The sequence below is a fragment of the Leptolyngbya sp. FACHB-671 genome, assembly GCF_014695745.1.
Classification (GTDB): Bacteria; Cyanobacteriota; Cyanobacteriia; order Elainellales; family Elainellaceae; genus JAAUTN01.
Map to the genome: position 1 here is coordinate 21,405 of NZ_JACJOV010000134.1, position 18,919 is coordinate 40,323.

Here is an 18,919-nt window from a genome sequence, read left to right on the forward strand (position 1 = left end):
GACTAGCTAGAAGCATTTGAAGTGTGAGGAAGAGCAACAATATTTAACTTGTTGGTGAGAGTTTGATCGATGTTAACTGGAATTAGTTCTTGAATATAGGGGCGATAGTAGAAGAGATTGTACCCTTGAGTAATTAGAAATTCAGCGACAGGTTGGTTATTGGCTTTACTACCGGCAATGTTCTCGTAGAGGATACTGGGTTTGAAGTCGCGGAGGATACGATCGCACCCCTTCAATACCTGCATCTCATGCCCTTCTGCGTCAATTTTGAGCCAATCTAATTCAGTGATGTTCTCTTGCTCAATCAGGCTATCTAGCGTGAAGCAGGGCACTTCTTCATAGGTTCTTGGTGTGAGGGTTTGGGAATCGTCTGTGATGACTTCGTTGAGTTCGCTGGCGGATTGTAGAGCAAGGCGAATCGTACCGTTGCGATCGCTTGCTGCCCCCGCACAAACTTTAACCCAGTCAAGCTGATTTGCCCGACAGGTTTCTTCCATACAGTGCACACAGCCCGAAAAGGGCTCTACTGCCAGCACTCGCCCGGTTGCGCCAACTTTTTGGGCAGCGCTGAAGGTGTAAACGCCAACATTTGCGCCAACATCAATAACCGTCATTCCCGGTTGAAGCTGATTGCGCCAAAGTTCCATTTCTGCTTCAAACCAATCGCCTTCTGCTAGTAGGACGCTTGTGACGATGCTGCGAAAGCTTGGCTCTACGGCTAGTTTCAAATTGTTCTCAAAGGGGACGTAAGTAAAAGGGGTGTTGTCATCTAGTTCTACCCAACTCCATTCGGGCGATCGCAAATTTTCCTGATAATAGTGATGGGCACGTTGTAGCCAAGAACTAGCCACTTGAGGTTGACTTAATTCTTTATAAGCCAAAAACAGAGAATGAAGTACAGTCGCGCTGTCAGGCGCTAACTTTCCAGCTCGTTGCAAATACAGCAAGCCTTCCCACTGCTGATTGAGCCAGCTAGAAATTCCCAGTTTGAGGTTAATTGAAGCTGAATCGGGTTGAAGCTGAGCCGCAAGCTGTAAGAATCGAAGTCCGGCAGGGCTGTAGAATGCGAGTTGCGATCGCCACATCACCTCAGCTAGCAGCAACAATGCTTGAACATAGCTATTTTTAGCTTGAAAAAGGTGAGTAAGTAAGTGGGGGCGATCGCTAATTGAATTCTTCAGGATAGGTGGCAAATAGACTAAACCTAGATCCGTCTGTTCATGAGCACTATAGGCAAACTGAAGCGTATTGATGAATGTTGAAAAAGCGGATTGTAAAGCTTCGCCTGTTTCTCCAAGCGTGCAGTGGAGCAGTGCCAAATGTGCAGCACAGAGAGGATGTTCATTAGCACCGTTGCTCAGTGCTTCTAAAGCCATATCCAGGTAAACTCCACGCAGCGTCGGATCATCCGCTGTTTCTGCTTCTACTAGTGCTGCTACTGCAAGATTGTTCAGATCCAGGGCAGATTGAGGTTCATCCCAGGTTGTATTTGCTAGGATTTGCTCCACCTGTGTCAGGGTTTCTGACGCAAAGGGGTACACTTCCCGAACATAGTGCAGATAACCATCAATGTAGGAAGAATCTGTCATAAACTGCCCCTGTGAACGGTGTAGCTAAACCTCGCTACATTGTCTCAGAAATTAAAGAAGGTCGTAAGGAAGGTTGAATTTATGGTTAGTGGCGATCGCCAAAACTGGCTCCCTGTACTTGGCAAGATTGCTGTTGCTTTAGGTTGCGTCTTAGGTATTGGTCTGTTGCAGCAACCGCAACTCGATCGTCTCAAACGTTCAGCAAGCGACGCGTCACCAGAAGAATTGAGCCAACAAGACGCAGCAGAAAACGTGTATCTCGACTTAGTACAGCGCTCCCCAGCCTTTGGATTTGACAATCTAGTTGCCGACTGGATTTTTCTGGATTTCCTGCAATATTTTGGTGACAATTCAGCTCGCAATCAGATTGGGTATGGACTCAGCCCTGAATACTTTGAAGCGATTTTGAATCACGACCCGTATTTTCGAGATGCTTATCTCTTCCTATCGGGTAGCACGACTCTGTATGCAGGTAGACCCGATCGCACCGTTGAAATTATGAATCAACACATCGGGCAACTTTCACCTAGAGTGCCGGATAAGGCATATTTTGTTTGGCGATATAAAGGCACAGATGAACTGCTGTTTCTAGGAGACAGTCAAGCTGCCCGACAGTCTTTTGAAACAGCGGTAGAGTGGGCAAGTATTTATTCTGATCCCGAAAGCCAGGCTGCGGCACAGGTCTCGCAGCAAACGGCTGAGTATCTGGCTGAAAATCCTGAAAGTAAGTCAGCTCAAATTGCAGCCTGGGTTATGGTTTTAGGCAATGCATTTGACGAAGAGACTCAGCGTTATGCCATTAGTCAAATTGAAGCATTAGGTGGCAATGTTTCTGTGGATGAGCAGGGAAGGCTACAGATTCAGCAGCCAGAAGGGAATTAGCGGGGGAATTGGAAACTAGGAATCAGAAACTGGGCTGACTTTGGCGCGGTGGAGGAGCTTGTTGCCTTGGGTATAGCCTGTGTAGCGGATTTTGACGCGATCGCCACTCTCCGCCCGACCTTCCATCAACTGATGAAACTGAGGATCATAGGCAACTTCGCTTCCAACAGGGGCGATCGCTTCCACTCCCCAGCTTTTGAGTAGCTGTTCGATCGGACGCAGCAAAGGCAAGAGACGAGCAGCTGGAATTTGAGGATTATTTTCGGCAGCGTAGGCAGCTGTGGGCAGTTGCAGCAAGAGGGATTCTAGCGTTTGTAGGCTGGAGCGCTGAAATTCCTGCTGGAGGGTTTGCTGCTGTTCGGCAAGCTGTGCCTCCAGGCGGCGATATTCCTGCTGGAGATGACCTAAGTTCTGAGTTGAGTTGGGTTCGGGCGACGGAAGCGGCAAGTTAGAAAATTTTGCCAGCAATTCATTAAGCGAAATTTGAAGAGTTTGACTCAGTTTGAAGAGTGGCTCTGCCTGCATTTGAGCGGCGCGACCCTGGCGTAGTTGTTTGACCTGCCATTCAGAAACGTCAGCAGTGCGGCTAAGGGCTTTGAAGCTAGGAATGTTGAGCGGTTGCATGAGCGATCGCAGCAAATCACTGTGATTTGAATTAGAAGTTTGATTCATAGCCTGATGGTTCTTCAAACAGAGGTGCAAGAGGTAGAGCCTCTACATGGCATTACAAAGCGAAGCCTCGTAAAAAGAGAGAGAATCGTCCTGCTCAAATTGTTTTCAGGAACATGATTATTAAAACTCAAACAGAAGAGCGGGGATCATAACCATCATTACGATCCCCGCTCTATCTCTTTCTAGTTCTCAAGCTACAGTTGTGAACTTTTCCCCAAGAGGACTAGCTTTCTTCAATCTCACGAGAAGCTAGAACTTCTAATTTGGTGCTACCAAGCTAGAGCCTGGTAACGAGTCAAACAAGCCAATAAGCTGTCCAACGATTCTTACTGCAACAAGCTTCTGAGCATCCAGGCGGTTTTCTCGTGCAGACGCATCCGCTCCGTTAGCAAGTCAGCAGTGGATTCGTCGCCAGCCCGTTCTGCTGCGGGAAAGGTGCTACGAGCGGTTTTAACGACGGCTTCATTGCCTTCTACCAACAGCGCGATCATGTCGGTTGCCTGAGGAACACCAGTGGTTTCAGGAATGGAGGTAAGTTGAGCAAATTCGCTATAGGTTGCAGGAGCAGGAAATCCGAGGGAGCGGATGCGCTCAGCAATATCGTCTACGGCGACTGCTAGCTCGGTGTACTGTGTCTCAAACATGATATGCAAGGTCTGAAACATAGGACCTGTGACGTTCCAGTGGAAGTTGTGGGTTTTCAGGTACAGCGTGTAGGTGTCTGCCAGTAAGCGAGACAGCCCATCGGCGATCGCATGTCTATCTGTTTCGTTAATGCCGATATCAACGGGAACGGTACGTTCTTGAGCTTGCATAGGTTTCTCCTGATTCAGCAAAAAATGGGGTTAATGACTGTTTTACCTGCAAAATGCAATTCGCACAGCCTCTTGAAGAGTGATTCTGAGATTAAATAGTTCAAGCTGACCTAAGCCAGGTGCATCCGCAAAACAGATTTGGGCGCACGGCGGACGTTACACAAAATGGTCTCGTGCCCTAAACGGCTGCAAGCCTCATAGCGATGGCAACCAGAGAAGCCGTAGTATTGACCTTCGACCTCCAACACATCAATCGGCTCTTGCAGACCAATTGCTTGAATTGACTCCATCAGAGCGGCAACTTTAGCCTGGTCGTTTTGGCGAAATAGAGGTCGGCGGATTTGGTTGATGGGAATTTCTTGAACTTTTGCCATCTTGCTTTAACTTTTGCTCTCTTCTTTCTAAATCATACTCATTATGAGTACGAGTTGCAAGTTAAAGATGAAAGGCAAGGGGAAACCTTCTTGCCCTAGCTCCCAGCCCCTCAGCAGATGAAAGCGGTTTGAAGTTCTTGTTACCCAAAGGGTTACCGTTTGATCCGGTAGTGATTCTAGGTTTTGAGCAAGGAGCGATCGCTCCTTGCTCAAAGTCTTCCGGGAGATCACGCCCTGCGGCTCTCTTCCTCGCACATTCTAAAAATCCTCAGCAACTTCAGACAATCAGTGCCCTACCTGACTGGTCACTGCTATCAGGAGCTTAGGAACTGTAGACGGTTCCGCTTCATGTTGCGTTCTCGGTATTGGTCCCGAATGTGTTTCATTGAGGTGGGTTAGTCTGGTTAGGGCTGCCCATTTTGGCGCATACGCTAGTCAATTTTGTGTCAATCGGTACGCCTTTGATCAGAAGAGGCTTTATGAAGCATTTGAGACAACTTGCGGTAGCTGCTAGTAGAATGGCGATCGCTACTCTATTAACCTTTGCGGCAATTATTCCGGCAGTTCAGGCAGAGAAGGGAAGGGGCGATCGAATTTCCCAAACCATCTCCCTGCCCGAACTCGATCGCCATCTTCAGCCTGACATTGTCACTGAAGTTATTCCAGACGAAAAATTGCTGCCGCCGTTAGACGACGGAGTACTGTTTCGTATGATTGAGCGTCGCCCTCCTCTACGAGAGCATCTTCCAGAACAGCAAGTAGAAGTGCATCTGATGGAAGACGGACGTATGTTTGTGTTTCAACCCAATCGCGGTAGGCAACCAATGGGACAGGTTGAACCTGCCGTGCTTGAGCAGTTCAAACGACTACTGAGAAATCCAGAATTTCTCAACTACAACGCCACAAGCTGGTCTAACCCAAACCAGGAGGAAACGGGCTACACGGTTATGCTTAGCAGTGCGTCAGTCACCATTGAGCTTAAAGGGCAGTTTTCCCTCTCAGAAGCGCTGTTGCCAGATTCAGTCGTTGCCGTGATGAATACGTTTGGCTATATGTTGGCTTATCTTGCCGCTTGAACTAAGGCACAAGCTTTCTTGGTAAGCTGAAAAGCTGAACCCTCTCTAATTTCGCATCATGCCTGCGCTCAGTACTTCTGCCTCACCTAGCCTGACTGCCTTTCCACTGACTGCCGTTGTGGGTCAAGAAGCAATCAAACTGGCACTGTTGCTTTCTGCCATCGACCCAGGTTTAGGTGGAGTCGTGATTGCAGGTCGCCGAGGCACTGCCAAATCGGTAATGGCACGGGCACTCCATGCCCTGCTGCCGCCCATTGAAGTGGTCAAAGGTTCCTGCTGCAACTGTGACCCTACCCGTCCTGACGAGTGGGATGACGAGACGGCAAAGCGGGAGCTAGGGATCGGCGATTGGGAATTAGGAATTGGGGAATCGGAAAGTGAAAATCAGCAATCGGAAATGCAGGAGCTACCTCCGACTGAGGTAGTTCCGGCTCCATTTGTGCAGATTCCGCTCGGTGTGACGGAAGATCGGCTGCTAGGTTCAGTGGATGTAGCGCAGTCAATTAAGCAAGGGGAAACGGTGTTTCAGCCTGGACTGCTAGCAGAATCGCACCGGGGCATTCTATACATAGACGAAATTAACCTGCTGGATGATCAGATTGCCAATCTGCTCTTGTCGGCGCTGACAGAAGGGCGCAACCAGATTGAGCGAGAAGGAATTAGCTTCCAGCATCCCTGTAAGCCGCTACTGATTGCGACCTACAACCCAGAAGAAGGAGAACTGCGAGAGCATTTGCTTGACCGAATTGCGATCGCCCTCTCTGCCGATGCCGTTCTGGGTCTAGATGATCGCGTCGCGGCGGTTGAGCAAGCCACTCGCTATTCAGAGTCACCCCAGGAATTTTTGCGTCAGTACGCTGAAGACATTGACGGGCTGAAAACCCAGATTATTTTGGCGCGAGAATGGCTCAAAGATGTACAAATTCAGTCTGAGCAAATTGCTTACTTAGTGAATGAAGCCTTGCGTGGTGGTGTTCAGGGACATCGGGCAGAATTGTTTGCCCTGCGAGTCGCTAAAGCCCATGCTGCCCTCGACGGACGCACCGAGGTGAACGCTGAAGATTTACGAAAGGCAGTTGAGCTGGTGATTGTGCCTCGCTCCACCGTCGTGCAAACACCCCCTGAAGAACCACCGTCACCGCCACCACCGCCACCGCCTCAAAACCAGGACGATCCCCAAGACGAATCTGAACAGGAGCAAGACGAACAAGATGAGAGGGATGAACCCGAACAAGAACAGGAACCATCCAGTGTCCCAGAAGAATTTGTCTTTGACCCGGAAGGCGTAATCCTTGACCCGTCCGTACTCTACTTTGCTCAAATGGCAAACCGCCAAGGCAAATCAGGCTCCCGCAGCATCGTTTTCTCAGAAGACCGGGGGCGCTATGTTAAGCCGATCTTGCCCAGAGGTCAGGTCCGCCGCATTGCTGTCGATGCCACCCTCAGAGCCGCTGCCCCCTACCAAAAAGCCCGCCGTCAACGCAGCGAACAGGCATCTAGCCAACGCGCATCCGTCACTCGTCAACCCCTAATCCCCAACCCCCAACCCCCAGCCCCTACCAAACGAGTCTTTGTCGAACAATCTGACATTCGCGCTAAACGTCTAGCCCGCAAAGCTGGCGCGCTAGTTATTTTTGTGGTGGATGCCTCTGGCTCAATGGCGCTAAACCGGATGCAGTCTGCCAAGGGAGCCGTTTTGCGGTTGCTCACTGAGGCTTATCAAAATCGAGATCAGGTGGCGCTGATTCCGTTTCGGGGCGAGCAGGCAGAAGTGCTGCTACCGCCAACTCGCTCCATTGCAGCGGCACGCAGGCGACTAGAGCGAATGCCTTGTGGTGGTGGTTCGCCCTTGGCGCATGGGTTAACCCAGGCAGTTCGGGTGGGGCTAAATGCCCAGCAGTCGGGCGACATTGGTCAGGTGGTCGTCGTAGCGATCACAGACGGACGGGGAAATGTACCGCTGGCGCGATCGCTAGGGGACACCATTCCCGAAGGTGAAAAGCCTGATATCAAAGCTGAATTGCTGGAAATCGCCGCTAAAGTTCGTGTTACCGGAATTCAGCTTCTGGTGATCGACACAGAAAACAAGTTTGTCTCAACTGGATTTGCCAAGGAATTGGCGAAGCAGGCAGGCGGAAAGTATTATCACTTGCCCAAAGCAACCGATCAGGCGATCGCTGCGATGACGAGGGGAGCGATCGCAGATATGAAAGGATGAAGGACAGGAATTAACCGACCCGAGAAAACTAGCAGACAGAGTAAGGTTAAAGATAAGAATTTGAGGCGCAAGCGTGGACGAGTTGCAGAAACCGCTAAGCGATCGCTGGTTACTCAGCGGCAAGAAAGCCCTGATTACGGGTGGCACAAAAGGAATTGGGTTAGCCGTTGCTGAAGAATTTTTATCGCTTGGAGCAAAGGTGACGATTGTTGCCCGTAGCGCTAAGGAGATCGAGCAACAGTTGACAAGCTGGCAGCAGCGCGGTTGGCTCGCCTATGGACTGGCGGCAGATGTAGCGATCGCAGACCATCGGCAAACCATTTTTGCTCAGATTGCAGAGTCAATGGGCGGACTCGACATCTTGATCAATAACGTAGGCACTAACATTCGCAAGAAAGTCCTGGAATACAGTTCCGAGGAATATGAACGAATTCTCGAAACAAACCTAACTTCAACTTTTGAAGTCTGCCGTCTGGCTCACCCGCTGCTCAAAGTGGGAGAAAACAGCAGCATCGTTAACATTAGCTCGGTAGCAGGGCTAACCGCCATCAGAACTGGTGCTCCCTACGGGATGTCGAAAGCGGCTTTGGTGCAGTTGACGCGTAATCTAGCGGTGGAGTGGGCAAGCGATCGCATTCGAGTCAACACCGTCGCCCCGTGGTTTATTCGCACCCCGCTCACGGAACCCGTGCTGAACAACGAGGAATTTTTCACCTCTGTTCTCTCTCGTACCCCTATGGGGCGAGTTGGAGAACCTGCCGAGGTTGCTGGGCTGGTCGCCTTTCTATGTATGTCGCCTGCCTCGTTCATTACGGGACAGTGCATTGCTGTAGATGGAGGCTTTTTAGCCTTTGGGTTTTAACTAGAAGTTGGACTTCACATCATCGGTACATAAGCCCCGCCAGAATAAGCCCAAGCGATTCCTTCTGGATCAAGGCTCTGAGTCCAGGCGCTAAAGTCGTCCCGAGTTTTACGACGGCGCACTGTGCTAGCACTAACTCCCAAGCGCTGAGCTAGCTGATAGCTGGAGAGATAGCCCTCTGGAGCAACCTCTTCGATCAGTGCCAAATAGAGCTGCCAAAGCAAGACAACGCCGACAAAAATGACCAGAACGACTGCTTCAGGTCGTCTAAGCAGATTTTGAGTTTCCTGAATCGCGGTGTCTGTAGATACGGGGGCAATTTCACCGCTAGTAGGTTCCTGAATGACAGGAGGAGCGGGGGCGATCGCCTCTACCGTATCTGGGGAGGGAGAAGTTGAAAAAGGCTGAGTCGATTGAGTCACCGTGCTGGCTTCTGAGTAGGTGGAACTGGAATTTTTCTCTAACTGGATTTCTTGATTCCATGCTACAGAGTTATCGCCCATCTGGCGGCCAAAAACCTTAATTGTCTTGATAGGTTCAACCTTTAGTTTTTCAATGCCATCCCGGACAAAATCCACCATTGCTTGCTGATCGGGCACCCAGTCTGCCTCTAGCAACACATACAGACAGTCCTCTTTTCTTGCCACCTGTGTCTTGATATTGCGCTGCTTAGTAGAATGATTCATGATTGCAGCAATCACTTTGGGATGACCCTGTTTAGCTAGTGCCAAGATGTCTTGAGGCGACACTTGCGAAGACTCTTGTAAAGACATGAGCGCAGCCTTGAACTTGGAAACGAATATCTGAAATATGACACAGGGAGCCTACTGTGCTTCAGTTTATATTCTCCACTAGTCCATACCCAACTAAGTTAGACCTTTTGCATGAATAGTAGCGCAGTGAGCCGAACTGTCATCTACGTCTCAACCAGCAATTCAGGCAGAAGATCTATTCTCAAAGACAAAGGAAGCGAAAGCGTGGCTTTTCCACTGCTTCCGCTTCCTCAAAGGAGTTCAGATTGATCTTCAATCTTGATTAGATGGAGAAATCTGAAGGAGAAAATTTTGGTCAAAGAAGGAAAAATTTAATCAAAGAAGTCCTTGACTCGATCCACTAAGTTTCCAGTTTCATTTCGCGCACCACGACCTGCGTCTTTGACTCGATCACCCAAGTCTTCTGCCCGATTCTGGGCTCCACCCGAAAACTGCTTGGTGCGACCCTCAATCTGATTAGCAGGACTATCAGTGACGTCTCCAATGCCCCGCTGGACTCGGCCCTCAAGCGCCCTTCCCGTTGCTTTGACTCGCCGCTCAAGGCCAGTGCTAGTAGCAGCGTCGTCTCTAGCAGCGATCTGGCTGGGGGTAGCTGCCATCAAAGGAGATGCGATCGCTTGAGGAATCACCCAAACAGTGGCGAGCGCTAAGACTAAGGCCAGCATAAGACTGGCAAAAACTTTACGGCTGCGCTGGAGTAAATTCATAGTTGCCTCAACTTAAGTTAACGATGAAAGTCGATAGTGAGAGCGAACAGCAAGCTGAAATTGTAGAGGCATCCCTAATTATTAACTTTACTGCTCCTTCGCAGCTATGGACATCTGCTGAAAGGCTCATGGATTCTATACCTTGAGGGCGATCGCGAGCTTGAAGCGCAACTCAGTATGTCTTTACCTGGCGTAGCAACTCTTAACATCGATAGCCTTGTTGCTCTCAAAGAGCTTGGTAGACTAAGGACACAAGAAAATTGCTGCACCTGGCTTTGCGGCTGTACTAAAACCGTGCGTTAACTCGTGCAGAATCATAGGTGAATAGAAATACCAATGGTTGATTCTCTAAAAAAACCTAGTGTTGAAGAAATCCGACCTGGAGTGAAAGCTCCAGCAAAAGAAACCATCCTGACTCCTCGCTTCTACACGACAGACTTTGACGAGATGGCAAAAATGGACATCTCCGTCAATGAAGCGGAACTTCAGGCGATTTTAGAAGAGTTTCGCGTTGACTACAATCGTCACCATTTCGTGCGAGATGCCGAATTCGAGCAATCTTGGGAGCACTTAGATGGCGAAACTCGACAGCTATTCATCGAGTTTTTAGAGCGCTCCTGCACTGCCGAGTTTTCTGGCTTCTTGCTTTATAAAGAACTGGCTCGCAAGCTCAAAGACAAAAATCCGGTATTGGCGGAAGGATTCCTGCTAATGTCGCGCGATGAGGCTCGTCACGCTGGTTTCCTCAACAAGGCGCTGTCAGACTTTAACCTGTCGCTCGATTTAGGCTTCCTGACTAAGAGCCGTAGCTACACCTTCTTCAAGCCAAAATTTATCTTCTACGCCACCTACCTGTCTGAGAAGATTGGCTACTGGCGCTACATCACGATTTATCGCCATTTGGAAGCTCACCCCGAAGATCGGATCTATCCGATCTTCCGATTCTTTGAAAACTGGTGCCAGGACGAAAACCGTCACGGCGACTTCTTTGACGCGTTGATGAAGTCTCAGCCTCAGTTTCTCAACGATTGGAGAGCAAGACTGTGGTGTCGCTTCTTCTTGCTGTCGGTATTTGCGACCATGTACCTGAATGACATTCAGCGCTCTGGCTTCTATCGGTCACTCGGTTTAGACGCTCGTGAGTATGACATTCATGTAATTCAGAAGACCAACGAAACCTCAGCGCGAGTTTTCCCAGTGGTTCTGAATGTTGATCATCCAGATTTCTTTGGGCTACTGGACATTTGTGCGGAGAATAATGTGAAGTTGAGCGCGATCGCCACTTCCAACACTCCCAAATTCCTCCAGTTTTTCCAAAAGCTGCCTCTCTACGCCTCAACTGCGGTGCAGTTGGTTCGGCTTTACTTCATGAAGCCCATCAACGCAGCCAAGCTAGAAGGCTCTGTCCGCTAATAGCTTTTACCCCTCACACAAGGCGGCTCTGTCAAAATCAGAGCCGCTTTTTTGTAGTCTTTTTGACTCATCAATGCCCTTCGACAACAACAAACAGGGAACCATCAACAGAAATTTATCTTCCTCAAGCGGGATAAAGATCTATCAAGATTCAATCTTTTCTGTCGGAAGTGGGAAGAAATAAGGCTTTAAAGACGAGAGTATAAGCTGGGTTTGTAAGACTGCCAGGGTTGGTCAGGGTGATTGTTGATGCCCTAGCTTCGCGTCTAGATTAAGCGTGAAATCAATTGCAAATAGTTGCGCTTTAGGGTGAGCGATCGCCAGTTTTGCGATCGCACAAAGCTTCGCATAGCTGCAAATATCGCTGATTTAAACATTGCCGAGTCATAGGTGTCCTTATGTTAGACCTCTGGTACAAGAGCGCTATTATTTACTGCCTTGATGTCGAAACTTACATGGATGCAAATGGCGATGGCATTGGTGACTTTGAAGGGCTAACTGAGCGACTAAATTACCTTGCAGGCTTAGGAATTACCTGTATCTGGCTGATGCCGTTCTATCCAACCCCAAATCGCGATAACGGGTATGACATAAAAGACTTTTATAATGTCGATCCGCGATTAGGAACTTTGGGTGATTTTGTTGAGTTTGCCCGCCAAGCAAACGAACGCGGAATGCGGGTAATCATTGATCTAGTAGTCAATCACACCTCAATTGAGCATCCCTGGTTTCAGGAAGCCTGCAAAAACAAGAATTCAAAATATCGTGACTTCTATATCTGGGCGGACGAAAAACCTGAAGATGCTGACAAGGGCGTAATTTTCCCAGGCGTGCAAGACAGCACCTGGACTTACAGTGAAGAAGCCGGAGCTTATTACTTTCACCAGTTTTATGAGCATCAAGCAGACTTAAACGTCGAAAACCCCAAAGTATGGCAGGAAATTCAGAAGATTATGGGGTTCTGGCTGCAATTAGGGGTATCCGGCTTTCGCCTGGATGCAGCCCCTTTCCTGGTTGAGTTGAAGCGTGTTCACGGTAGTTCTAAAGACGAATACGCCTATCTAGAAGAGATGCGGCAATTCCTCTCCTGGCGGCGAGGTGATGCGATCATTCTGGCAGAGGCAAATGTACCGATGGAGGATGTGCAGCACTACTTTGGCGATGGCGACAAAATGCAAATGCTATTTCACTTCATGGCAAATCAGTATTTGATTTTGGCGCTTGCCCGAGAAGAAGCTGCACCACTGATCGAGGGTCTGAAAGCGCCGCCCGAAATTCCTCAAGTAGGTCAGTGGGCATACTTCGTCCGCAACCATGATGAATTGTCACTAGACAAACTTTCGGACGAGCAGCAAGAAGAAATTTTGACTAAGTTCAAGCTTGATAAGGAGGAAGTTTGGATTTACGACCGGGGAGTTCGTCGCCGCTTTCCGCCTATGGTGGAGGGCGATCCACGGCGGTTGCGACTGGCTTACAGCTTGATTTTTACGATGCCAGGAACGCCTGTGCTGTTTTATGGGGAAGAAATCGGCTTGGGTGATGACCTGTCACAACAGGAACGAAATTCGATTCGTCCTCCGATGCAGTGGTCAGGTGAAGCCAATGCGGGCTTCTCAACAGCACCACCAGAACAACTGTTTCGTCCTGTGATTTCGGACGATCAGTTTGGTTACCAGCATTTGAACGTGATTGCTCAGCGGCGGGATGCGGATTCACTCCTCAACTGGATGGAGCGGGCAATTCGAATGCGGAAGGAATGCCCAGAATTTGGTTGGGGCGACTGGCAAATTATTGGAACGAATCATCCTTCTGTTTTTGCCCATCGCTGTGATTGGCAGGATGGAGCGGTGGTGGCAGTTCACAATCTAGCTGGAGAAGCCTGCAGCGTGACGCTGAATTTAAAGGAGAACGAAGATCGGCTGATTGATTTGCTAGGCGATCGCCCTTACCAACAATCTGAGGGCAATTCCCATGAAGTCGAGCTAGATGGCTATGGCTATCGCTGGTTTCGGATTGGGAGATATCACCTTTGACAAGCCCGAAAGATGAGGGATGAGGAATAAAGGAAGGACAGCCAATTAGCAACAGGAGGCGGTACTATAGATAACGCTTCTGTCTGATGGAGTAAATTCCCATCTTTAGCCAGTACGACTTACCTTTAGGCTGCTTATGAGTACCCCCCTTCAGTCCTCGGCATCAAATGTTGCTACAGCAGATATTGCTCAAGATTGGTCTGCTTTGCTGCAACAAATTTTGGATGGTCAGTCGCTTTCTACGGTTCAGGCAGCAGCATTGATGCAGGGTTGGCTGACGGAGGCGATCGCCCCAGTCTTATCGGGAGCAATTCTAGCGGCAATTCAGGCAAAGGGCGTTTCTGCATCAGAGTTGAGCGGCATGGCGCAGGTGTTACAGGCGCAGTCCCTAGGCGGTGGCACGGCTCCCTCCCTCTCTGCACCCTTGATTGATACTTGCGGCACCGGAGGCGATGGGGCTTCTACCTTTAACATTTCCACAGCGGTTGCCTTTGTTGCTGCCGCCGCCGGTATCCCTGTTGCTAAGCACGGCAATCGGTCTGCTTCTAGTAAAGTCGGCTCAGCCGATGTACTGGAAGCACTGGGGATCAACTTGAATATTGATCCTGAGACAGCGCGAGCGGCTTTGCAAGAGGTGGGGATCACGTTTTTGTTTGCCCCAGGTTGGCATCCAGCCATGAAATATGTCGCACCCCTGCGAAAAACTTTGAAGGTGCGAACGATCTTTAATTTGTTGGGTCCATTAGTCAATCCACTGGGGCCTAGCAGACAGGTCATTGGTGTGTTTAGTCCTGCTTTGGTTGAGGTAATGGCAGAAGCGTTGCAGCAGCTTGGCAAGGAACAGGCGATCGTGCTGCATGGGCGAGAAAAGCTAGATGAAGCAGGATTAGCAGATGTGAGTCATTTAGCGGTTCTAGAAGATGGCAAAATTTGCTCTATCACACTTGATCCACAGCAGTTAGGACTGATCCCCGCGCCGACTAGCGCCCTTAGAGGAGGAGAAGTTGAAGAAAATGCTGAAATTCTGCGCTCTGTACTTCAGGGCAAAGGAACTCCAGCCCAGCAAGACGTAGTAGCGCTGAATGCAGCTCTAGCGCTAAAAGTTGGAGGGGCAATTCCAGGTGACTCCGGAATTTCTTCCGCACCTGCCGAGATTTATGCACAGGGAGTTGTGCAGGCTAGAGAAATTCTGCAAAGCGGTGCCGCCTGGGCAAAATTAGAGCAGCTTGTTAAATTTTTGCGTTAGCGCTCTCGAAATTCCACCACATCTTGACGGACTACGACATCGTAGTGGCTAAAAAAGTCCTGTCCAAGCAGCCCTACCCCCAAGTTGGGTCCTGCGACTGCAACCAGCACGTCCTGGGCGATCGCCCCACCCACTTCAATAGAGTTAACATAGCCTAGGGGAAACGTCACATTTCTGTCGCTGGCCGTATCAACACTCGCTTCTCCCACCGGGACTACATTCAGCGCTGTCGCCATCTGAGATGTAATCACCGTGCCACTCGCTCCGGTGTCTAAAATCATTTCAAACTGCCGACTGCCATTGAACGTCACGTTGATGACAGGCGTACCCCCCGCTCGTCGCACAATTGGAACTTGATAAACGCCAGCACCGCCTGAAGAAGCTGGCGCTGGTGCCGCTGCGAAAGGACGGGGAGCAACAGGTTGACTGGCAGGCTGTTGACTGACAGGCTGGTTGCGAGGGGCAAGCACCACTACGCCATCAGGATTCGCAAGGGCAGTAGAACGACTGGCTTGCTGTTGAGCGTAGTCCAAATTGCGGCGATATTCGGACAGTTTAGTCTGCGCCAGCGAACGGTTGGGGCTGGCAGCAGGTACCGATGCTAATAGGTCAATTGCTTGCTGCCAACGACTTGCGACCAGTCGCCAATCATCTTGCGATCGCGCCGATTGGCTGATGGTGAATGCACTAGAAGCCCGACTAATCGCCTGTTGGTAAGGGTCAGGCGGCTGCGGAGTGGATACGGCAGGGCTAGCGATTGGAGCGACTGGAGCAGGTGACGCAATAGGACTGGTTGCAGGTTGCACTGATACGGAGGTAGAGCGATCGCCAGAGATAGAGCTACACGCCACGCTGACAATGCCACAACCTGACAGCAAAAGCAGAGTTGCAGTGGGTCGAAGAAACTGACGCATATCGGTTTGGAGTAGAATTTGGCACGAAGGCAGTCACAATAAAGCTAAAAATGCCCCAACAGAAGAGCCTTATTTCTAATTTCACCTGCTTAAGTTTGCATTTCTGATTTTGCATTCTTAATTGACTAAGCAACTTCTGCCACTAACGTATAGTCTAGATGAGGTCTCGTTGCTCCATACGCGGCAACTTGGACATTCGGTTATTTGGTTTATTTGGTCGATGTATCAAGATTATTGAGAGGGTCTATGTCACTTTCTGCCAATCAACCAGCCCTGCTAGTTTTGGCTGATGGAACAGTTTACCGGGGATATTCATTTGGTGCTTCAGGCACGACAATCGGTGAAGTTGTATTTAACACGGGGATGACGGGCTACCAGGAAGTCCTCACCGACCCTAGCTATTGTGGTCAAATCGTAACATTTACCTATCCAGAATTGGGAAATACCGGAGTCAATCCTGAAGACGATGAATCTCAGGGTCCTCAGGTCAAAGGCGCGATCGCTCGCAATATTTGTCATCAGCCTAGCAACTGGCGCTCCACCCAATCGCTCAGCGACTACCTGAACCAGCATAAAATTCCTGGCATTTACGGCATCGACACCCGCGCCCTAACCCGTAAAATTCGCTCCTCTGGGGCAATGAACGGAGCCATTTCTACCGAAATTTTGGAACCGACTGAACTGCTATTGCGCGTTCAAGAAGCTCCCAGCATGGCGGGACTAAACTTGGTGAGCCAAGTCACCACCCAGACCGTTTATGAATGGTCTGACCCCACCAGCCCCATTTGGGAATTTCGACCCACCCAGGAGACTGAGACGTCCCCACAGCTTACGGTTGTGGCGATCGATTTTGGTATCAAACGCAACATCTTGCGTCGTCTAGCCAGCTACGGCTGTCGTGTTGTCATCGTTCCTGCAGACACACCACCCGAAGACATTCTCAAATACAACCCAGACGGCATTTTCCTCTCGAACGGACCTGGCGACCCGGCGGCTGTTGCTGAAGGCATTGCAACAACGAAGGCTCTGTTAGCCAGTCAAAAGCCTGTCTTTGGCATCTGTATGGGACATCAGATTTTGGGCTTATCCTTGGGTGCAGAAACCTTCAAGCTAAAGTTTGGGCATCGTGGCTTAAACCAGCCCGCAGGTTTGCGCCAGCGCATTGAAATCACCAGCCAAAATCACGGCTTTGCGATCGACCCTGATTCTATTCCTGAGGCAGATATTGAAATCACCCATCTAAATTTGAATGATCGTACCGTTGCTGGATTGCGTCATAAAACCCTGCCGCTATTCTCGGTACAGTATCACCCAGAAGCCAGCCCTGGTCCGCACGACGCAGACTATCTGTTTGAGCAGTTTGTTCAGTCAATGCGAGGGCAAAAAGCGGAGGCAGGGAAAGGATAAAAGATGAGGGATGAAGGATGGATTTTTGGGCAGACGTTCTTGGTTTTGCAGAAGACCTGACGGACAGAGTGGGTCAACAGCTTCTGAGCAGCTTTGGGCAGTCTCAGGCGACAGAAAAAGCAGATGGCAGCTTGGTGACTCGGGCTGACCAGTGGGCAGATGCCGAACTGAGGGAAGCGATCGCCACCCGCTTTCCCGAGCATGGCGTTCTCAGTGAAGAAGTCGAACACATCTTCCCGAATAACGACTGGTGTTGGATCATCGACCCCATCGACGGCACCACCAACTACGCACGTGGCATTCCACTGTGGGGCATTTCCCTGGGACTGCTTTACCAGGGAACTCCCGTATTTGGCTATGTCCACCTGCCCCCACTTGCATCCTCTTTCCACGGCTTCTGGTACGGCTCGTCTGGATTAACTGGCCCAACCGGCGCATTCCTAAACCACAAACCGATTCAGGCGAGTTCCGAAGATCCTTCTCCCACCCACCTGTTTAACCTTTGTGCCCGCAGCACCGACGTATTCAAACAACCCCTGCCCTGCAAAGCCCGGATGTTAGGAGTTGCCACCTACAACCTGCTCACCGTCTCAGCCGGAGCCGCACTAGGCGGAGTCGAAGCCACTCCAAAGATTTGGGACATTTCCGCAGTCTGGGCGATCGCCCAAGCTGCAGGGGCAACCTGGGTAGCCCTGGACGACCAACAAATCTTCCCGCTCAAACCAGGCGAAGACTATAGCGATCGCTCCTACCCCACTCTGGTCGTCAGTCGCGCCGACCTGGTTCCCATCTTCAAACCCCTTGTGCAGTTTTTAGGGCATCCATAACCCTCCAACCTTGAACCTCAAACAAATTTTGCGCCTGGAAACGGAATTTCCAGGCGCAAAATTCATTAGGACTTATTTGACTGCCGTCGCTACTCTGGCTGCTAGTGTACTGGGAATCAAGCAGCAGGAGAACTACAGTCTTCCGTAGATGAACTCAGCGAAGATAATTCCAATTTGCCCAAATTTCTTCAAGCCTTGGAAGCAGCGCTAGACGGCTTAGGAAACGAGGCAGAAATGCGATCGCTGCTGGGTGAAGAGTTTTGTTACCTTTTCACAACAAAGCAATTTGAATTAGTTGAATTAGCGCGGTTCCATGATCCCATTACGGAGTGGGAAAAGCAGGAATATTTGGACGTTTACTAGTTCTACCTCAAAACGCATTCCTCACCTGATTGAGGGAGGCGTCCTCTAAAATCATCCTTTAGGCTGACTGGATAAGTTTTTGACTGGGCTACGGTAGCGTTGACACAAGACTGCTTGACTCAAGCTTAATAATTTTGGTCAAAGTTCTCTAGATCTTTAAGGATTTTCTGGAGTTGTGATCTCTCTCATTGAAATCACTGTTGAAAAAAGATATTACTGAGGACACAAGAAGCTGAGCGGCTAGACTCGACGCTAGGTTTAGGTAGATTTGCAGTTGAATACGTACTTTGAAGAGATTGCTCTTCCCCTTCACTTCTAGACCTATGAACTTTAGTACGCGGTAGTTTCACTAGAAATAAAGGCTTAAGGAAAATTTTAGAAACAGTGTAGTTCCACGGATTTCTTTTAGTTGATGTGATTCAGTGGATCTGCTGTTGATTTTTGTTTTCTTGTAGCCGGTTAAACTTACAGTGCAATAGGCTGTTCTGTTATGGGGTGTATGAAAACTTTGCTCAAATTAGTAGGGGTGATCGCTTTAGTCGCTGGAGCGCAGGCTGTAATTCTGCCAAACGCTGTAGCAGACACTTCTCTTCGGGCTACCACCGTGTTGGCTAGTCAAACTTTTGCAACAGACCTGCTGCCCAAACCAGTTTTCGGTTCCGAAACTTATCAGCCACCAGACAATGGTGGTCCAACAACTAGCCAGGGTTCTGGTACTCGGTAAAAAGCATGGGTGTGAGCTCATTAG

At 49.7% G+C, this 18,919-nt stretch carries 19 protein-coding genes; 12 read left to right on the plus strand and 7 right to left on the minus strand.

Features of this window, described 5'->3' with window-relative positions; genetic code table 11:
* Window positions 1-2: 2 nt before the first annotated feature.
* Complete coding sequence (locus tag H6F93_RS20555) at window positions 3-1,589, minus strand: FkbM family methyltransferase (protein ID WP_190684654.1); 1,587 nt, start codon at window positions 1,587-1,589, stop codon at window positions 3-5.
* An 81-nt stretch (window positions 1,590-1,670) separates the two neighbouring features.
* On the opposite strand from H6F93_RS20555, the gene H6F93_RS20560 reads away from it, so the two are divergent.
* Window positions 1,671-2,471 carry a hypothetical protein gene (locus H6F93_RS20560; RefSeq protein WP_190684657.1) on the plus strand — a complete coding sequence of 267 codons (801 nt, stop codon included), beginning with the start codon at window positions 1,671-1,673 and terminating at the stop codon, window positions 2,469-2,471.
* Window positions 2,472-2,486: 15 nt separating this feature from the next.
* Here the strand turns inward: H6F93_RS20560 and H6F93_RS20565 are convergent, their stop codons facing one another.
* From H6F93_RS20565 to H6F93_RS20575, 3 genes are all read right to left on the minus strand, one after another.
* Window positions 2,487-3,143 (minus strand): nucleotide exchange factor GrpE, encoded by a 657-nt coding sequence (locus H6F93_RS20565; RefSeq protein WP_190684660.1) that lies wholly within the window; start codon window positions 3,141-3,143, stop codon window positions 2,487-2,489.
* Between the two features lie 326 nt (window positions 3,144-3,469).
* Window positions 3,470-3,958 (minus strand): Dps family protein, encoded by a 489-nt coding sequence (locus H6F93_RS20570; RefSeq protein WP_190641766.1) that lies wholly within the window; start codon window positions 3,956-3,958, stop codon window positions 3,470-3,472.
* A 110-nt stretch (window positions 3,959-4,068) separates the two neighbouring features.
* Window positions 4,069-4,332, minus strand: a complete 264-nt coding sequence (locus H6F93_RS20575) for a ParB N-terminal domain-containing protein (protein WP_190684663.1) — start codon at window positions 4,330-4,332, stop codon at window positions 4,069-4,071.
* A 479-nt stretch (window positions 4,333-4,811) separates the two neighbouring features.
* On the opposite strand from H6F93_RS20575, the gene H6F93_RS20580 reads away from it, so the two are divergent.
* The 3 genes from H6F93_RS20580 to H6F93_RS20590 all read left to right on the plus strand — a co-directional run bounded on the left by H6F93_RS20580 (window position 4,812) and on the right by H6F93_RS20590 (window position 8,488).
* Window positions 4,812-5,408, plus strand: coding sequence for a hypothetical protein (locus tag H6F93_RS20580; RefSeq protein WP_190684666.1), 597 nt, complete (start codon window positions 4,812-4,814; stop codon window positions 5,406-5,408).
* Window positions 5,409-5,466: 58 nt separating this feature from the next.
* Window positions 5,467-7,626, plus strand: coding sequence for a magnesium chelatase ATPase subunit D (bchD, locus tag H6F93_RS20585; protein ID WP_190684670.1), 2,160 nt, complete (start codon window positions 5,467-5,469; stop codon window positions 7,624-7,626).
* 73 nt (window positions 7,627-7,699) lie between these two features.
* A complete protein-coding gene (locus tag H6F93_RS20590; protein ID WP_190684673.1) occupies window positions 7,700-8,488 on the plus strand; it encodes an SDR family oxidoreductase in 789 nt (262 codons plus the stop codon).
* 14 nt (window positions 8,489-8,502) lie between these two features.
* Here the strand turns inward: H6F93_RS20590 and H6F93_RS20595 are convergent, their stop codons facing one another.
* Together H6F93_RS20595 and H6F93_RS20600 are read right to left on the minus strand one after the other, a co-directional pair.
* Window positions 8,503-9,261: a helix-turn-helix domain-containing protein gene (locus H6F93_RS20595; protein ID WP_190684675.1), complete on the minus strand. Its 759-nt coding sequence runs from the start codon at window positions 9,259-9,261 to the stop codon at window positions 8,503-8,505.
* 311 nt (window positions 9,262-9,572) lie between these two features.
* Window positions 9,573-9,968 (minus strand): CsbD family protein, encoded by a 396-nt coding sequence (locus H6F93_RS20600; RefSeq protein ID WP_190684678.1) that lies wholly within the window; start codon window positions 9,966-9,968, stop codon window positions 9,573-9,575.
* A gap of 336 nt (window positions 9,969-10,304) precedes the next feature.
* On the opposite strand from H6F93_RS20600, the gene acsF reads away from it, so the two are divergent.
* The 3 genes from acsF to trpD all read left to right on the plus strand — a co-directional run bounded on the left by acsF (window position 10,305) and on the right by trpD (window position 14,660).
* A complete protein-coding gene (gene acsF / locus H6F93_RS20605; protein WP_190684681.1) occupies window positions 10,305-11,381 on the plus strand; it encodes a magnesium-protoporphyrin IX monomethyl ester (oxidative) cyclase in 1,077 nt (358 codons plus the stop codon).
* 398 nt (window positions 11,382-11,779) lie between these two features.
* On the plus strand, window positions 11,780-13,414 hold the full coding sequence (locus H6F93_RS20610) for an alpha-amylase family protein (protein WP_190684684.1): 1,635 nt from the start codon (window positions 11,780-11,782) through the stop codon (window positions 13,412-13,414).
* Window positions 13,415-13,550: 136 nt separating this feature from the next.
* Complete coding sequence (gene trpD / locus H6F93_RS20615; protein ID WP_190684687.1) at window positions 13,551-14,660, plus strand: anthranilate phosphoribosyltransferase; 1,110 nt, start codon at window positions 13,551-13,553, stop codon at window positions 14,658-14,660.
* On the opposite strand, the gene H6F93_RS20620 is transcribed toward trpD, so the two are convergent.
* A complete protein-coding gene (locus H6F93_RS20620; RefSeq protein ID WP_190641776.1) occupies window positions 14,657-15,574 on the minus strand; it encodes a retropepsin-like aspartic protease family protein in 918 nt (305 codons plus the stop codon). The genes trpD and H6F93_RS20620 overlap by 4 nt on opposite strands.
* Before the next feature lie 246 nt (window positions 15,575-15,820).
* On the opposite strand from H6F93_RS20620, the gene carA reads away from it, so the two are divergent.
* The 5 genes from carA to H6F93_RS20645 all read left to right on the plus strand — a co-directional run bounded on the left by carA (window position 15,821) and on the right by H6F93_RS20645 (window position 18,895).
* Complete coding sequence (gene carA / locus H6F93_RS20625) at window positions 15,821-16,981, plus strand: glutamine-hydrolyzing carbamoyl-phosphate synthase small subunit (RefSeq protein WP_190684690.1); 1,161 nt, start codon at window positions 15,821-15,823, stop codon at window positions 16,979-16,981.
* Between the two features lie 17 nt (window positions 16,982-16,998).
* Complete coding sequence (locus H6F93_RS20630) at window positions 16,999-17,808, plus strand: inositol monophosphatase family protein (RefSeq protein ID WP_190684693.1); 810 nt, start codon at window positions 16,999-17,001, stop codon at window positions 17,806-17,808.
* A 10-nt stretch (window positions 17,809-17,818) separates the two neighbouring features.
* Entirely contained in the window at window positions 17,819-17,956 is a 138-nt protein-coding gene (locus tag H6F93_RS20635; RefSeq protein ID WP_190684696.1) for a hypothetical protein, read from the plus strand.
* 26 nt (window positions 17,957-17,982) lie between these two features.
* Window positions 17,983-18,171, plus strand: coding sequence for a hypothetical protein (locus H6F93_RS20640; protein WP_190684699.1), 189 nt, complete (start codon window positions 17,983-17,985; stop codon window positions 18,169-18,171).
* 499 nt (window positions 18,172-18,670) lie between these two features.
* Complete coding sequence (locus H6F93_RS20645; protein ID WP_190684702.1) at window positions 18,671-18,895, plus strand: hypothetical protein; 225 nt, start codon at window positions 18,671-18,673, stop codon at window positions 18,893-18,895.
* The last annotated feature ends 24 nt before the right edge of the window (window positions 18,896-18,919 follow it).

Coding starts and splice junctions, on each gene's coding strand:
- H6F93_RS20555 (WP_190684654.1), bottom strand. CDS start 1,589: ATGACAGATTCTTCCTACATTGATGGTTATCTGCACTATGTTCGGGAA.
- H6F93_RS20560 (WP_190684657.1), top strand. CDS start 1,671: ATGGTTAGTGGCGATCGCCAAAACTGGCTCCCTGTACTTGGCAAGATT.
- H6F93_RS20565 (WP_190684660.1), bottom strand. CDS start 3,143: ATGAATCAAACTTCTAATTCAAATCACAGTGATTTGCTGCGATCGCTC.
- H6F93_RS20570 (WP_190641766.1), bottom strand. CDS start 3,958: ATGCAAGCTCAAGAACGTACCGTTCCCGTTGATATCGGCATTAACGAA.
- H6F93_RS20575 (WP_190684663.1), bottom strand. CDS start 4,332: ATGGCAAAAGTTCAAGAAATTCCCATCAACCAAATCCGCCGACCTCTA.
- H6F93_RS20580 (WP_190684666.1), top strand. CDS start 4,812: ATGAAGCATTTGAGACAACTTGCGGTAGCTGCTAGTAGAATGGCGATC.
- bchD (WP_190684670.1), top strand. CDS start 5,467: ATGCCTGCGCTCAGTACTTCTGCCTCACCTAGCCTGACTGCCTTTCCA.
- H6F93_RS20595 (WP_190684675.1), bottom strand. CDS start 9,261: ATGTCTTTACAAGAGTCTTCGCAAGTGTCGCCTCAAGACATCTTGGCA.
- H6F93_RS20600 (WP_190684678.1), bottom strand. CDS start 9,968: ATGAATTTACTCCAGCGCAGCCGTAAAGTTTTTGCCAGTCTTATGCTG.
- acsF (WP_190684681.1), top strand. CDS start 10,305: ATGGTTGATTCTCTAAAAAAACCTAGTGTTGAAGAAATCCGACCTGGA.
- H6F93_RS20610 (WP_190684684.1), top strand. CDS start 11,780: ATGTTAGACCTCTGGTACAAGAGCGCTATTATTTACTGCCTTGATGTC.
- trpD (WP_190684687.1), top strand. CDS start 13,551: ATGAGTACCCCCCTTCAGTCCTCGGCATCAAATGTTGCTACAGCAGAT.
- H6F93_RS20620 (WP_190641776.1), bottom strand. CDS start 15,574: ATGCGTCAGTTTCTTCGACCCACTGCAACTCTGCTTTTGCTGTCAGGT.
- carA (WP_190684690.1), top strand. CDS start 15,821: ATGTCACTTTCTGCCAATCAACCAGCCCTGCTAGTTTTGGCTGATGGA.
- H6F93_RS20630 (WP_190684693.1), top strand. CDS start 16,999: ATGGATTTTTGGGCAGACGTTCTTGGTTTTGCAGAAGACCTGACGGAC.
- H6F93_RS20645 (WP_190684702.1), top strand. CDS start 18,671: ATGAAAACTTTGCTCAAATTAGTAGGGGTGATCGCTTTAGTCGCTGGA.